Origin of the sequence: Streptomyces sp. NBC_01244, from assembly GCF_035987325.1 — a bacterium.
In the GTDB taxonomy this organism is placed as follows: domain Bacteria; phylum Actinomycetota; class Actinomycetes; order Streptomycetales; family Streptomycetaceae; genus Streptomyces.
On sequence record NZ_CP108488.1, the window covers coordinates 5116407 to 5128958 of the forward strand.

At 71.5% G+C, this 12552-nt stretch carries 16 protein-coding genes; 10 read left to right on the plus strand and 6 right to left on the minus strand.

Annotation, left to right across the window (positions count from 1 at the left end; translation table 11 throughout):
• Positions 1–4: 4 nt before the first annotated feature.
• From kdpF to OG247_RS23060, 3 genes are all read right to left on the minus strand, one after another.
• On the minus strand, positions 5–94 hold the full coding sequence (gene kdpF, locus OG247_RS23050) for a K(+)-transporting ATPase subunit F (RefSeq protein ID WP_243330869.1): 90 nt from the start codon (positions 92–94) through the stop codon (positions 5–7).
• Positions 91–282, minus strand: coding sequence for a hypothetical protein (locus OG247_RS23055; RefSeq protein WP_327254029.1), 192 nt, complete (start codon positions 280–282; stop codon positions 91–93). The genes kdpF and OG247_RS23055 overlap by 4 nt, the downstream gene beginning before the upstream one ends.
• A gap of 207 nt (positions 283–489) precedes the next feature.
• Positions 490–612, minus strand: coding sequence for a hypothetical protein (locus OG247_RS23060; protein ID WP_327254030.1), 123 nt, complete (start codon positions 610–612; stop codon positions 490–492).
• 127 nt (positions 613–739) lie between these two features.
• Between OG247_RS23060 and OG247_RS23065 the strand changes: the two genes are divergently transcribed.
• Positions 740–2119 carry an aspartate aminotransferase family protein gene (locus OG247_RS23065; RefSeq protein ID WP_327254031.1) on the plus strand — a complete coding sequence of 460 codons (1380 nt, stop codon included), beginning with the start codon at positions 740–742 and terminating at the stop codon, positions 2117–2119.
• Positions 2120–2374: 255 nt separating this feature from the next.
• Positions 2375–3292 carry a factor-independent urate hydroxylase gene (gene pucL, locus OG247_RS23070; RefSeq protein ID WP_327254032.1) on the plus strand — a complete coding sequence of 306 codons (918 nt, stop codon included), beginning with the start codon at positions 2375–2377 and terminating at the stop codon, positions 3290–3292.
• A gap of 65 nt (positions 3293–3357) precedes the next feature.
• Here the strand turns inward: pucL and OG247_RS23075 are convergent, their stop codons facing one another.
• Entirely contained in the window at positions 3358–3825 is a 468-nt protein-coding gene (locus OG247_RS23075) for a histidine phosphatase family protein (protein WP_327254033.1), read from the minus strand.
• Positions 3826–3946: 121 nt separating this feature from the next.
• Between OG247_RS23075 and OG247_RS23080 the strand changes: the two genes are divergently transcribed.
• The 5 genes from OG247_RS23080 to OG247_RS23100 all read left to right on the plus strand — a co-directional run bounded on the left by OG247_RS23080 (position 3947) and on the right by OG247_RS23100 (position 8432).
• Positions 3947–5245 (plus strand): phytase, encoded by a 1299-nt coding sequence (locus OG247_RS23080; RefSeq protein ID WP_327254034.1) that lies wholly within the window; start codon positions 3947–3949, stop codon positions 5243–5245.
• A 219-nt stretch (positions 5246–5464) separates the two neighbouring features.
• Complete coding sequence (locus OG247_RS23085; RefSeq protein WP_327254035.1) at positions 5465–5683, plus strand: CbtB domain-containing protein; 219 nt, start codon at positions 5465–5467, stop codon at positions 5681–5683.
• A 30-nt stretch (positions 5684–5713) separates the two neighbouring features.
• Complete coding sequence (locus OG247_RS23090) at positions 5714–6463, plus strand: CbtA family protein (protein ID WP_327254036.1); 750 nt, start codon at positions 5714–5716, stop codon at positions 6461–6463.
• Between the two features lie 40 nt (positions 6464–6503).
• The gene (locus OG247_RS23095; protein ID WP_327254037.1) at positions 6504–6848 is read left to right on the plus strand and encodes a hypothetical protein; all 345 of its coding nucleotides are present in this window, start codon (positions 6504–6506) and stop codon (positions 6846–6848) included.
• Positions 6849–6923: 75 nt separating this feature from the next.
• Positions 6924–8432 carry an alpha/beta hydrolase gene (locus tag OG247_RS23100; protein ID WP_327254038.1) on the plus strand — a complete coding sequence of 503 codons (1509 nt, stop codon included), beginning with the start codon at positions 6924–6926 and terminating at the stop codon, positions 8430–8432.
• Here the strand turns inward: OG247_RS23100 and OG247_RS23105 are convergent.
• Entirely contained in the window at positions 8386–9024 is a 639-nt protein-coding gene (locus OG247_RS23105; RefSeq protein ID WP_327254039.1) for a TetR/AcrR family transcriptional regulator, read from the minus strand. The genes OG247_RS23100 and OG247_RS23105 overlap by 47 nt on opposite strands.
• A 132-nt stretch (positions 9025–9156) precedes the next feature.
• Between OG247_RS23105 and OG247_RS23110 the strand changes: the two genes are divergently transcribed.
• The gene (locus OG247_RS23110; protein ID WP_327254040.1) at positions 9157–10098 is read left to right on the plus strand and encodes an alpha/beta fold hydrolase; all 942 of its coding nucleotides are present in this window, start codon (positions 9157–9159) and stop codon (positions 10096–10098) included.
• Between the two features lie 17 nt (positions 10099–10115).
• On the opposite strand, the gene OG247_RS23115 is transcribed toward OG247_RS23110, so the two are convergent.
• Positions 10116–11171, minus strand: a complete 1056-nt coding sequence (locus OG247_RS23115; RefSeq protein WP_327254041.1) for a GlxA family transcriptional regulator — start codon at positions 11169–11171, stop codon at positions 10116–10118.
• A gap of 165 nt (positions 11172–11336) precedes the next feature.
• Between OG247_RS23115 and OG247_RS23120 the strand changes: the two genes are divergently transcribed.
• Positions 11337–11963: a TetR/AcrR family transcriptional regulator gene (locus tag OG247_RS23120; RefSeq protein ID WP_327254042.1), complete on the plus strand. Its 627-nt coding sequence runs from the start codon at positions 11337–11339 to the stop codon at positions 11961–11963.
• 12 nt (positions 11964–11975) lie between these two features.
• Positions 11976–12548, plus strand: a complete 573-nt coding sequence (locus tag OG247_RS23125) for a GNAT family N-acetyltransferase (RefSeq protein ID WP_327254043.1) — start codon at positions 11976–11978, stop codon at positions 12546–12548.
• The last annotated feature ends 4 nt before the right edge of the window (positions 12549–12552 follow it).

Below are 12552 nucleotides of genomic sequence, written 5' to 3' on the forward strand. Positions count from 1 at the left end.
GGCGCTAGAACCTCTCCGGGAAGACGAGGGCGACGACGAGGTAACCCAACAGGGCGACGGCGACCAGCAGGCCGATGACGTTTTCGGCGTTCACAGCTTGGCCACCCCCTTGGCGACGAGGACCACCAGCGCGAAGACCGCGATCGTGGTGACGACGAAGGCCAGATCGGCCATCGTGAGCTCCTGGAGGGTTCGAGGGCGGGCGTTTTCAGGACATCTCTTCGGACACCTCTGAGTGGAACGCCTTTTCGTCCCCTCACAGGCTTCCTTGACGGGGCCCATACGCCCGTGGGTGCGGCCTTGACGGGTCCCTAACGCGGAGGGACGTGGCGTGGGCTCAGGCTAAGTGGGTGTGCAGCAATACGCCTGGTATGCGGCCATTCGTGCACCCTGGAAGGAAGATCGAATTCCGTATCCTGGAAATACCTGACGCGAGATCTTCGAGGTCAACGTCGCCGGCACCTGGCCGATGACAGACGATCACCGCCGCTACCCCCACCTGCGGGCGTCCGGGGCGAACGGCTCCGGCGCGGGCTCGATCGTCGGCATCTCCTCGGTCTCCGCGACCCGCATCTTCTCGGTCTCCGCGACCCGCGCCCTGGGCAGCTCCATCCCGTACGCCCCACACGACCGGCGACGTGCTCACCGTCGACGGCGGCCGGCACGTGGTCTGAGGCGCCCAGCCCTCTTCCGGGCCATCCCCACCGGATTCCACATCGTGGACAACTACCCTCGGAATATGAACGCAGAAGCCGACGCACGCGACGCCGCCGCACTGGCCACCTCCGCACAGGCCACGGTGAAGGACAACGACCGCAAGCACGTCTTCCACTCCTGGTCGGCCCAGGAGCTCATCGACCCGCTCGCCGTCGCGGGCGCCGAGGGCTCCTACTTCTGGGACTACGACGGCAACCGCTTCCTCGACTTCTCCAGCGCCCTCGTCTACACGAACATCGGCTACCAGCACCCGAAGGTGGCCGCGGCCATCGCCGAGCAGGCCGGCAAGCTCTGCACCGTCGCGCCCGGCTTCGCCGTCGACGTGCGCTCCGAGGCCGCCCGGCTGATCGCCGAGCGCACCCCGGGCGACCTCGACAAGATCTTCTTCACCAATGCGGGCGCCGAGGCCGTGGAGAACGCCGTCCGCATGGCCCGGGTGCACACCGGCCGCCCCAAGGTGCTCTCCGCCTACCGCTCGTACCACGGCGCCACCTCCACCGCGATCAACCTCACCGGGGACGCGCGCCGCTTCGGCAACGACACCGCCACCGCCGGCGTCGTGCACTTCTGGGGTCCCTTCGCCTACCGCTCGCCCTTCTACGCGGCCACCCCCGCCGAGGAGTGCGAGCGCGCGCTGCGCCACCTGGAAGACACCATCGTCTTCGAGGGCCCGCAGTCCATCGCCGCGATCATCCTGGAGACCGTCGGCGGCGCCCCCGGCGTACTCGTGCACCCCGACGGCTACCTGGCCGGGGTCCGCGCGCTCTGCGACCGCTTCGGCATCGTCTTCATCCTCGACGAGATCATGGTCGGCTTCGGCCGCACCGGTAAGTGGTTCGCCTCCGAGCACTGGGACGTCACCCCTGACCTGATCTGCTTCGCCAAGGGCGTGACCAGCGGCTACGTCCCCCTCGGCGGGGTCGCCATCTCGGCCGCCATCGCGGAGACCTTCGCCCGCCGGCCCTACCCGGGCGGGCTGACGTATTCCGGGCACGTACTGGCCTGCGCCGCCGCCGTCGCGACGATCAACGTCATGGAGGAGGAGGGCGCCGTCGAACAGTCCGCCCGTACCGGCGCCGAGCTGCTCGGGCCGGGCCTCGCCGCCCTCGCCGAACGCCACCCGTCCGTCGGGGAGGTCCGCGGGCTCGGCACGTTCTGGGCCCTGGAGCTCGTACGGAACAAGGAGACGCGCGAGCCGCTGGTCCCGTACAACGCCGCCGGCGCCGACAACGCGCCGATGGCCGAGTTCGGGGCGGCCCTGAAGAAGGCCGGGCTGTGGCCGCTGCTCGCCGGGAACCGCATCCACGTCGCGCCGCCCTGCAACGTGTTGGCCGAGGACGTGGAGAAGGGGCTGCGGATCATCGACGAGGCCCTGGCTGTGGCCGACGCGCACACCGTCTGACCTGCGCAGATCGTACGGTTGCCCAAGCCGTGGGTGCCTGTTCTCGGAGGATCCGCTCCCTTACGAACGGCATGTGAACGTGCTGGAATCAACAGGCACCTACGGACCGGGATGCACGTCAGTCCCGGGGCGGTCCACGCGGGGAATCGGCGTGACCGAACGGCGGGGGGCGGGCTGCGCGTCCGCCGGACGCCGGGCGTACGGGATCCAGACGACCGGACTCCGTGTTCCCGAGTACCCGAAGGAAGACAGCGCATGAGCAAGCACATCCTCGCCCAGAACCAGTACGGCAAGGCCGAGAACCGCATCGTCAAGGTCACCCGCAAGGGCAGCGACGGTTCCTGGCACGAGATCCGCGACCTCAACGTCTCCGTCGCGCTGCGCGGCGAGTTCCGCGACGTCCACCTCACCGGTGACAACGCCAACTGCCTCCCCACCGACACCACCAAGAACACGGTGTTCGCCTTCTCCAAGGAGCACGGCGTCGCCTCCCCCGAGGCCTTCGGCATCCTGCTCGCCAAGCACTTCGTCTCCTCCCAGGCCCCGATCCGCGAGGCGCAGATCCGCGTCGAGGAGTACGCCTGGGAGCGGATCCCGGTCCCGACGCGCAAGGAGCAGCACTCCTTCGCCCTCAAGGGCACCGAGGTGCGCACCGCGCAGATCACGTACAGCGAGACCACCGGTCTCCAGGTGATCTCGGGTCTGAAGGACCTGACCGTGATGAACTCGACCAACTCCGAGTTCCACGGCTTCATCAAGGACAAGTACACGACGCTGCAGGAGGCGTACGACCGCATCCTGGCGACCAAGGTCACCGCGCGCTGGGCGCACTCGGCGCTCGCCGCCGACGACGCCGAGTACGACTGGGACCAGTCGTACAAGAAGGTCCGCAAGAACATGCTGGAAGCCTTCGCGGAGACCTACTCGTACTCCCTGCAGCAGACCCTGAACCAGATGGCCGAGCGCGTGCTCGACAACTGCCCCAAGGTCAACGAGGTGCGCCTCAACCTCCCCAACAAGCACCACTTCCTCGTCGACCTGGAGCCCTTCGGCCTCAAGAACGACAACGAGGTCTACTTCGCGGCCGACCGCATGTACGGCCTCATCGAGGGCACCGTGCACCGCGACGGCGTGCAGCCGGTGATCGCGACGAGCGACTGGATCGTGGCCTAACGCCCGCTCCGCACCTTCGGTGGTTCGGCCCGGACCGCGTCGCGGGGTCCGGGCCGTTCCGCGTCCTAGGACTGCTCGGGCTGCTCCTCCGGCTGCCCCACGAGCAGGTTCCAGCGTCCGTAGCGCCCCGTCAGGGTCGTCACCGACTCGGGGCGTACGTCGAACCGCCAGAAGGCCGCCGCGGGCAGCTCCAGGGCCCACACCACGGCCGCCCGTACGACGCCCTGCCCGACGACCGCCCGGTGCGTGCCCGGCGCCAGCGTGCCCAGGTGTGCGCCGACTCGCGCGATCAGCGCCTCCACGGACTCCCCGCCGCCCGGCGGCGCGTACGAGGTGTCGGTCATCCACCGCCGCAGTCCCTCGGGGTCCTGCCCGGCCACTTCGTCCATGGCCCGCCCGGCCCAGGCGCCGTGACCCTGGCCGCGCAGCCCCTCGTGCCCCGGGCGCGGATCCCCGTACGGGAAGCGGTGCCGGCGCGCCGCTTCGTCCAACGGGGGTGTCACGAGGCGGACTCGTACGGTGGTGGGGTGCACCGTCCGATTCTCCCGGGGTTTCGCATCGCGTTCAACCATCGGCCACCTGTCCGGCGCGGACATGACAATCACCCCGGCGAGCGTCTTCCTCTCAGGGCAAAACCCTTATGAAGGAAGAACATTGACCATACGTTCGGCCGTCCGCGCCTCCGCCCGCGCCTCCGTACTGGTGCTCTGCACCGCCCTCGCCGCGTCCGTCGCGCTCCCGGCGCAGGCCTCCTCGATCAGCGGCATCCGCCCCCAGGCCGAGACCGCGCCGCTGTACGACGACGAGGCCGGCGGCGACGCCAACGCGGACGACCCGTCGATCTGGCGCAACGCCGCCGACCCGGGCCGCAGCCTGGTGATCGCGACCGCCAAGCAGGGCGGCCTGCGGGTCTACGACCTGGAGGCCCGGCAGGTGCAGTCGCTGCCCGCCCCCGCCGGACCGGGCGCCGACGACGCCCCCGGCCGCTTCAACAACGTCGACCTGGTCAACGGCCTGCGCCTGGGCGGCGGGCGCGCCGACGTCGCGGTGGTCAGCGACCGCGGCAACGACCGGCTGCGGATCTACCGCATCGACCGGAACCGGCCCGGCGGCCCGCTCACCGACGTCACCGACCCGGCGGCGCGCCCGGTCTTCTCCGCCGACCAGGCCGAGATCAACGAGCAGAAGACCGCGTACGGCCTGGCCACCTGGACGGACCGGAAGACCGGCCGGTCCTACGCGGTGGTCAGCCGGCGCAACCGCACCCGGATCGCCCTGCTGGAACTGATCGCCACCCCCGCCGGCACGGTCGACTACCGCCAGGTGCGCACGCTCGACCTGCCGTCCTCCTTCCGCCTGCCGAACGGCTCCGCCTGGACGCCCTGCGCCGAGCCGGGCGAGCTGGCGCAGGTCGAGGGCATGGTCGTCGACCCCGCGGACGGCACCCTGTACGCGGGGCAGGAGGACGTCGGCATCTGGCGCATCGACGCGGGCCTCACCGGCACGCCGAAGCTGATCGACAAGGTGCGCGAGTACGGCGTCCCCGGCACCTACGACGAGGAGACCGAGGAGTGCGCGCCCGGCGCCGATCCCGGCTACGGCGGCAAGCGTCTGAAGGCGGACGTCGAGGGCCTGACCCTGGTCACGGAAGCCGACGGTGACGGCTACCTGCTCGCCTCCAGTCAGGGCGACGACACCTTCGTCGCCTACGACCGCGAGCGCGAGGACCACAACGAGTTCGAGGGCGCCTTCCGCATCACCGCGGCATCCGCCGCCCTCGACGGCTCCGAGGTCTGCGACGGCGCCGCGGCCCTCAACGCCCCCCTCGGCACGCGCTACCCCCGTGGCCTGCTCGTCGTCCAGGACGGCCGGGAAACCCCCGGCGACGGCGACCGCGAGGCGACCGGCTTCAAGTTCGTCGACCTGGGCGAGGTAGTCGACGCCATCGACTGACGACGCTGAGACGGAGCCCTCCTGAGACGACCCTGTAAGGCCGCCATAAAGAGCGGTACGGTGGCGGACGACATGACGACGGTATGACGGAAGTCCGGTTGAGAATCCGGCACGGTCGCGCCACTGTGAATCCTCCCGGAGGGGGAGGAAAGTCAGACCCGCCACCGTCGTCGCAAGCACCAATGACCGGGACGCGTGTTCCCTCTGGAGGCTCCTGCCATGGCCGACTCCGCCGTGCCCACGACTGCCACCCCCCTGGCCGTCGCACCCATCTCCCTCTCCGCTCTGGCCCCGTGGGCGCTGTTCGCCGGCGTCCTGATGCTGGTCATGCTTTACCTCGTCGGCGCCGAGCAGGGCGCCACCGCGATCTTCGAAGGCGACACCATCCACGAGTGGATGCACGACGGTCGCCACCTCCTCGGCTTCCCCTGCCACTGATCCACCGATCCGCAAGGGACCGAGAACTCCATGAACCCCATTTCCCCCCGCGTGCTCCTCGTCAGGGGCATGCTCGCCGGCCTGCTGGCCGGAGTCGCCGCGTTCCTCGTCGCGTACTTCCTCGGTGAATCCCAGGTCGACGCGGCGATCGCCATCGAGGAAGCCGGATCCCACGACCACGGCGGCGAGGCCGCTCCGGTCAGCCGGGCCCTCCAGGCCACGGCCGGACTGGGCACCGGCACCCTGCTCTACGGGATCGCGCTCGGCGGCATCGCCGCGCTCGTCTACTGCTACGCCCTGGGCCGGATCGGCCGCTTCGGTCCCCGGGCCACGGCGCTGCTCGTCTCCGGCGGTCTGTTCGTCACCGTCACCCTGGTGCCGTTCTTCAAGTACCCCGCCAACCCGCCGGCCGTCGGGGACCCCGAGACCTCGGCCCAGCGGACCACCCTCTACGTCCTGATGCTCGCGCTCGGCCTGCTGCTCGCGGCGGCCGCGCTGATCCTGGGCCGGCGCCTCGCGCCGCGCCTGGGCAACTGGAACGCCTCGGTCGCCGCCTCGCTCGCCTTCGTGGTGGCCATCGGCATCGCCTACGCGCTCCTGCCCGGCATCAACGAGGTCCCGGAAGGCTTCCCGGCGGCGCTCGTCTGGCAGTTCCGGCTCGCCTCGCTCGCCATTCAGGCCGCGATGTGGACCACTTTCGGCCTGGCTTTCGGATTTCTTGCCGAACGGGCCCTTGCCCCGGCCGGGGCACCCAAGGAGGCTGTACAGCCTGCGAGTTGACGTCTTGCGTGCAAGTGACTGAGAGGCTGGTGACGGCGCGGTGACGACGTCGACCCGAGAGCTCGGGGACCACCGAAGGCCCAAAGGCCGCCGGGAGGCGCCGCACCGGCCGCACCTGCTGCACCTGCCGAACCGGCAGCAGTGGCGCGACCTGCGGGCGTGGCGGGGCTGGACGGGCGCGGCCCCGTTCTGGCTCAACTCGGTGATCCTGCTGCTGACTTCCTTCACGGCCGTCACCCTGCTCGCGCAGATCGGCATCATCGCGGGCCTGACCGCCATCGGTGGCCTGGCCCGCCACCTCTGGTCGGGTGACTACGGCCATGCGGCCATCCACTGCGCCGCCGTGCTCATGGGTGCGGCGGCCGTCGCGGTCGTGGTGGTCTGACGGGGGGCTAGCCCCCCGGTCGGTTGTCCCGGCTGCCGGATGTGAGGGAGGCAGACGCTCAACCATCCTCGTTTCATGACCACTTACCGCGGCAAGACCGTACTCGTCGCCCTGGCCGCCACCGCCGTGGCGGCCACGCTGACCGGCGCCGCCGGCGCCACCGCTGCCACCACCAGCCGCGCCGCCGCGCCGGCCCTCGCCTGGGCGGCGTGCACCCACACGGGCCACCTCGACGGCCAGCAGTGCGCGAAGCTGTCCGTCCCCCTGGACTACGCCGACCCGGACGGCCCGCAGGTCGAGCTCGCCGTCTCCCGGCTGCCCAGCACCCGCCCCGCCGCACGGCGCGGGACGCTGGCCGTGGTCCCCGGCGGGCCCGGCGGCTCGGGTGTGCAGCGGCTTTCGCAGAAGGGGGCGGCGCTGGCGGGGCAGTTGGCCGGCGCGTACGACGTCGTCGCGCTCGACCCGCGCGGAGTCGGCGGCAGCGTCACCGCCGAGTGCGGCCTGGACGCGGCCGACCGGCGCCTGACGACCCTGCGCTCCTGGCCCGGCGCCGACGGGGGGATCGCGGAGAACGCCGACCGCTCCCGCCGGGTGGCCGAGGCCTGCGCAGCGAACGGCGGCGCCGCGCTGCGCAGTTTCACCACCGCCAACCAGGCGCGCGACATGGACCGCTTCCGGGAGGCCCTCGGCGAGCGGAAGCTGTCGGTCTGGGCCGTCTCCTACGGGACCTACGTGACGGCGGTGTACGCGCAGAAGTTCCCGCAGCGCACCGACCGCCTGGTGCTGGACAGCAGCGGGGACCCCGACCCGAAGCGGGTCGCGCGCGGCTGGCTCGCGAACATGGCGCAGGGCGCCGACGACCGCTTCCCCGACTTCGCCGCCTGGGCGGCGGACCCGGCGCAGGCGGGGGAGGGGCTGCGGCTCGCCGAACACCCCGAGGACGTACGCCCGTTGTTCCTGGCGCTGGCCGCCGAGCTGGACCGTGCCCCCAAGCCCTCCGACGTGCCCGGCCTGCCGCTGACCGGCACGATGCTGCGCCAGGCCCTGCAGACGGCCCTCTACGGGGACGCCCAGTTCCCCGTCCTCGCCCGCCTCGTCCGCGCCGCCCAGGACCCCGCCGGGGTCCCGGAGCTGCCCAGGGAGCTCGCCGCGGTGCTGCCCGACTCGGACGCCGCGCTGATGGTCGGCGTCATCTGCAACGACGTGGCCTGGCCGAAGGACGTCTCCGGGTACGAGCGGGCGGTGGCCGCCGACCGGGCCGCGCACCCCCTGACGGCCGGTATGCCGGCGAACATCACCCCGTGCGCCTTCTGGAAGGACGCTCCCGCCGAGCGCCCCACCCGCATCACCGACCGGGGCCCCTCGAACATCCTGATGGTGCAGAACCTCCGCGACCCGGCGACCCCGTACGCCGCTTCCCTGAAGATGCGCGAGGCCCTCGGCCCGCGCGCCCGGCTGCTCACCGTCGACCACGGCGGCCACGGTGTCTACCTCGGCAACGGCAACGCCTGCTCCGACCGCACGGTCACCGCGTACCTCACGACGGGGGAGCGTCCGGTCCGGGACTCGGTGTGCCCGGCCTGAAGATCCGGTCCAGGTGGTGGCGCAGCACCGCGACCGCCGACTCGGGGCCCCGCTGGCCCACCAGGATGCTGGTGCCCATGGTCGCCGCCATGGCGAGCAGGCTGATCGCCTCGATGCGCGCGTCGACCCCCGGGTCGGCCAGGCCCGATTCCTGGGCCTGGCCGATCAGCCCGGCCACCGCGTTCTCGGCGGCGTCGGGGTTGTCGATGAAGGGCTGGGCGGCGAGCGCCTCGTCGGTCACGGAGAGGATCGAGTACGAGCTGTAGAGCAGGTGGAAGGTGCGGCTCTCCTCGTCGGTGGGCAGGGAGGCCAGCAGCAGCGCCTCGATCGTCGCGCGCGGGCCGGGGGCGGGGCCGGCGGCGGCGAGGCGGGCGCCCACCCGTGCGGTGAAGCGGTCGGTCAGGTGCTGGAGTCCGTAGAAGAGCAGCTTCTCCTTGGTCTGGAAGTAGTACTGGACCAGGCGCAGGGAGACCCCGGCCTCGGCTGCCACGTCGCGCATGCCGACCGCGTGCAGCCCGCGCCGTCCGGCGACGCGGATGAGTGCTTCGGCGATCTGGGTGCGCCGTTCCTCGTGGTCCACGCGTTTCGGCATGTTCTGGTGTCTCCGCCCGTCGGTGCCCGTGGGTGATGAGCCCGCGGCTCGTTTTCATGGTACCGCCGTATCAACATCATGATACGGTCGTATCACGAAGAACGGATCCCCGGTCCTCCAGGAGGTGCCCCCGTGCCCGACAACAAGCCCCGTGTACGCCGCGACATCGGCCACTACGTGAGCGACGAGCTGCGCGACCGCTACTTCGCCGCCTGCGACGCGCTCTACGCGAAGGGAGCGCCCGCCCGCTCCGAGACGGACGTGGAGACGAGCTTCGGGACCACGCACGTCTACCGGTACGGCCCCGCGAACCCGGCGGCGGAATCCCGTACGCCGATCGTCCTGATTCACGGTTCGGGCGGCTGCTCGGCCCAGTGGTACCCCAACACCGTCGCCCTCAGCGCCGACCGGCCCGTCTACGCCCTCGACACCCCCGGCGACCCGGGCCGCAGCGTCCAGCGCGAAGTGATGTGGCAGCCCGAGCGCGCGGCCCAGTGGATGGACGAGGCCCTCGACGCGCTGGGCCTGGACCACGTCCACCTGGTCGGCTCCTCCTACGGCGGCTGGCTCGTCATCAACCAGGTGCACCTGCGCCCCGGCCGGCTCGCCTCGGTCACCGCCCTGGACCCGGGCGGCCTGGAGAAGGTGGGGCTGCGCTTCTTCGTGTGGATCTTCGCCAGCCTCTTCGCGACCTTCGCCCCCAAGGCGCTGCGCCCGACCCTGGCCAAGTGGCTGGAGCAGCCGGTCCTGGTCGTCCCCGAACTGCGGGCATGGATCCAGGCGGGCGTCCGCGCCTTCCGGATCCGCCGTCCCGCCCCGCTGCCGCTGTCGGATGCGGAACTGGGCACGATCCGCACGCCGTTCTACCTGATCATGGGCAAGCGGAGCCTGCTCGTGCACCCGAAGCGTCAGCTCGAGCGGGTCCCGCGGCTGATCCCCGGCGCCCGTGCCGAGATCGTCTCCGCGACCGGGCACGGCCCCCAGATCGACCACCCCGAGCTGGTCAACGCCCGGATGCTCAGCTTCTTCGAGGACGTCGACTCCCTCGACCCGGCCGCGCGCGGGGCCGCGTAGCGCGGGCGCGGCGCCGCTCAGCCCGTCCGGAAGCGGAGCCGGTACTCCGTCGGCGTGATGCCGAGCGTGCGGCGGAACGCCCGTACCAGGGTGTCGGCGGTGCCGAACCCGCAGGTGGAGGCGATCCGTTCGAGCGTGGCATCGGTGGCTTCGAGCCGGCCCCGCGCCAGCTCCACACGGGCCGACTCGATGTAGGCGGCCGGGGTCATGCCCAGCTCCGACTTGAAGATCCGGGCCAACTGCCGTTCGCTGACGTGCGCGTGCGCGGCGATGTCGGCCAGACCGAGCCGGCCGCCGAGGCGGAGCCGGATGAAGTGGCGCAGGTCCTCGCCGCGCCGCGTCGCGGAGACGGGCTCCAGCGGGACGCTGAACTGGCTCTGCCCGCTCGGCCGCTTCAGGTACATCACCAGCTGCCGGGCCACGCGCAGGGCGACCCCCTCGCCGAAGTCCTCGGCCACCAGGGCGAGCGAGAGGTCCAGGCAGGCGCTGATCCCGGCGCCGGTCCACACCTCACCCTCCCGGATGAAGATCGGGTCGGCGTCCACCTCGACCGCCGGATGGTCGGCGGCGAGCTGCTCCGCGGTGGACCAGTGCGTGGTGGCCCGCTTGCCGTCGAGCAGCCCGGCCGCGGCCAGCAGGTGCGCCCCCACGCAGACGGACGCGACCCGGCGCGTGCGCCCGGCGAGCGTCCGCACCCAGTCGACGACCTCCGGGTCGGTGAGGGCGCGGACGCGGCGCTCGGCGTCCACCTCGACCGCGCCGGGCACCAGCAGCGTGTCGATGCTCCGCGCGGCGGCCTCGGAGAAGGTCAGGTCCGGCAGGATGCGCACCCCGGCCGAGGTGGTGACGGGGTCGAGCGTCCGGGCGGCCAGGACCACCCGGTAGCCGGCCGCGTCGTCCGTCTCCCGGGGGACCAGGGAGAACACCTCCGGCGGACCGGTGACGTCCAGCAGGTCGACGCCCTCGAAGAGGACGATCACGATCAGTCGTGCGACGGGCCCCGGGGGCGCGGAATCAAGGTCCAGCCGGTGTCCATGGCTCTCCGTGGTCTCGGTGGTCTCCGTGGTCTCCATGGCGCGTCTCCCGTGGGTTTCCGGGTCCTTCTCCGCCGGCGCTCACCAGCAGATGTGTGCAACGCTAACACAGCCCGTAAGCGTTGATTACGAAACCCTGCGGTTCCCTGCTCCTGCACGGCTACTCCCCAGGTCGGACCTGTTAGCGCTGCTACCATCGATGCCATGTCAACGGCCCGAGAGCGCATTCTGGAAGCCACCGCGGAGCTGCTCGCCACCAAGGAGGCACCGGCGATCTCCACCCGGGCCATCTGCGACCGGGCCAAGGTCGGCATGCCCGAGATCTACCGCCAGTTCGGTGACAAGGAGGGGCTGCTCACCGCGGTGGCCGACCTCGGCTTCGAGCGGTTCCTCGCCAACAAGCGCCGCAATCCGCAGACCGACGACCCGGTGGCGGACCTGCGCGCGGCCTGGGACAGTCACGTGGCGTTCGCGCTCGGCAACCCCCACCTCTACCGGCTGATGTTCACCCCGGCGGGAGAGGCCAAACCGCAGGCGATCGGGGAAGCGCAGGCCCTGCTCCTGACGGCCGTCGAGCGGTGCCGCGACGCCGGCCGGCTGCGGACGACCCCGGCGCTGGCCGGACAGTCGATCCTCTCGGCGAACGTGGGCGTGTGCCTGATGGCGCTGTCCTTCCCCGGGTTGTACGGGGGCCTGGACATCTCCCGGTCGGTGCGGGACGCGGTGATCGGCAAGGTCACCGGCGACGAGCGGGAGGACACGAGGATCGGCGCCGCGACCGTCCTCGCCCAGGCCCTCGTCGACACCCTCACCGGAGCGACCCCGCCGTGACATCGTGGCCCCATGGCCATCGAAATCCGACCGGCTTCGGTCTTCGAGGACGTCCGTGCGCTGGTCGGCCCGAAGTCGCCCGGCGCCACCGTCTGCTGGTGCCTGAGCTACCGGATCCCGTCCAAGCTCAACAACGAGCTCCGCGGACCGGCCCGCGGTGAGTACGTCGCCGGACTGTGCCGGGCCGGGACCCCTCCGGGAGTGCTCGCCTACGACGGTGACGAGCCGGTCGGCTGGGCCGCCGTCGCACCCCGCTCGGACACCTCCTTCGCACGCAGCCGGAAGATCCCGTGCGTCGACGACCTGCCGGTCTGGTCGCTGTGGTGCATCCGCGTACGCCCCGGTCACCGGAAGAAGGGGGTCTCGCACGCCCTCATCGCCGGGGCGGTCGAATTCGCCCGGTCCCACGGCGCACCGGCGATCGAGGCCTACCCGCTCGACAACGGTGGAGCCAAGGTCGACCTGACGATGGCCTACGCCGGGATCCGGAAGAACTTCGAGCGTGCCGGGTTCACCCACGCCGCCGACACCACCTCGGTGCTGGCCGGTCATCCCCGGGTCCTGATGCGGCTCGACCTGCGCTGACCAC

Excerpts from the sequence above, each read along its gene's own strand:
- OG247_RS23055 (WP_327254029.1), bottom strand. The coding sequence starts at position 282 with ATGGGCCCCGTCAAGGAAGCCTGTGAGGGGACGAAAAGGCGTTCCACT.
- OG247_RS23060 (WP_327254030.1), bottom strand. The coding sequence starts at position 612 with ATGGAGCTGCCCAGGGCGCGGGTCGCGGAGACCGAGAAGATGCGGGTC.
- OG247_RS23065 (WP_327254031.1), top strand. The coding sequence starts at position 740 with ATGAACGCAGAAGCCGACGCACGCGACGCCGCCGCACTGGCCACCTCC.
- pucL (WP_327254032.1), top strand. The coding sequence starts at position 2,375 with ATGAGCAAGCACATCCTCGCCCAGAACCAGTACGGCAAGGCCGAGAAC.
- OG247_RS23085 (WP_327254035.1), top strand. The coding sequence starts at position 5,465 with ATGGCCGACTCCGCCGTGCCCACGACTGCCACCCCCCTGGCCGTCGCA.
- OG247_RS23090 (WP_327254036.1), top strand. The coding sequence starts at position 5,714 with ATGAACCCCATTTCCCCCCGCGTGCTCCTCGTCAGGGGCATGCTCGCC.
- OG247_RS23100 (WP_327254038.1), top strand. The coding sequence starts at position 6,924 with ATGACCACTTACCGCGGCAAGACCGTACTCGTCGCCCTGGCCGCCACC.
- OG247_RS23105 (WP_327254039.1), bottom strand. The coding sequence starts at position 9,024 with ATGCCGAAACGCGTGGACCACGAGGAACGGCGCACCCAGATCGCCGAA.
- OG247_RS23115 (WP_327254041.1), bottom strand. The coding sequence starts at position 11,171 with ATGGAGACCACGGAGACCACCGAGACCACGGAGAGCCATGGACACCGG.
- OG247_RS23120 (WP_327254042.1), top strand. The coding sequence starts at position 11,337 with ATGTCAACGGCCCGAGAGCGCATTCTGGAAGCCACCGCGGAGCTGCTC.
- OG247_RS23125 (WP_327254043.1), top strand. The coding sequence starts at position 11,976 with ATGGCCATCGAAATCCGACCGGCTTCGGTCTTCGAGGACGTCCGTGCG.